The organism is Streptomyces sp. P5F9 (assembly GCF_057961495.1).
Genome location: NZ_JBXVPZ010001048.1, coordinates 1 through 610, shown reverse-complemented (window position 1 = coordinate 610; position 610 = coordinate 1). Strand labels below are relative to the sequence as shown.

General features: G+C 71.8%; 1 protein-coding gene. It reads right to left on the bottom strand.

Features of this window, described 5'->3' with window-relative positions:
* A partial coding sequence (locus tag AC31A1_RS52330; protein ID WP_489660064.1) for a class II aldolase/adducin family protein occupies positions 1–589 on the bottom strand: 589 nt, incomplete at its 3' end.
* Between the last annotated feature and the right edge of the window lie 21 nt (positions 590–610).

The following is a 610-nucleotide window of genomic DNA, read 5'->3' as shown; positions in this document are numbered from 1 at the left end:
TCAGCAACGTCGGCGACAACCCTGGCACCGACGAAGCCGTCAGCCACAGCCGGCACATCCACTCCAGCTGGGCCGTGCGGTCGAAGGCCTGGTCCAGGGAGGCGCCGTAGGCGATCGTGCCGTGGTTCTGGAGGAGGCAGGCGGAGCGGTCCACCAGGGCCTGGAGCATGTTCTCGGCCAACTCCTCCGTGCCGTATGTCGCATACGGGGCAACGCGGACCGGGCCGCCGAGGGCGCCGGACATGTAGTGGACGGAGGGGAGTTCGGGGACGAGGGTCGAGACGGCCGTCGCGTGGACGGCGTGGGTGTGGACGACGGCGTGGGCGTCAGTGCTGCGGTAGACGGCGAGATGCATGGGGAGTTCGCTCGTCGGGAGCAGGGTGCCGAGGACCTGGCGGCCGTCGAGGTCGACACCGACCGTGTCGGCGGGTGCGAGGCGGTCGTAGGGGACGCCTGACGGTGTGACCAGGACGGTGTCGCCGACGCGCACCGAGACGTTTCCGGAGGTGCCGACGACGAGGCCGTCGGAGACCGTCCGGCGGGCGGTCGCGACGAGCGCGCCCCAGGCGTGCGCCTCCTCGGCGCGCACACTCCTCCTCCGTGCCTCCCC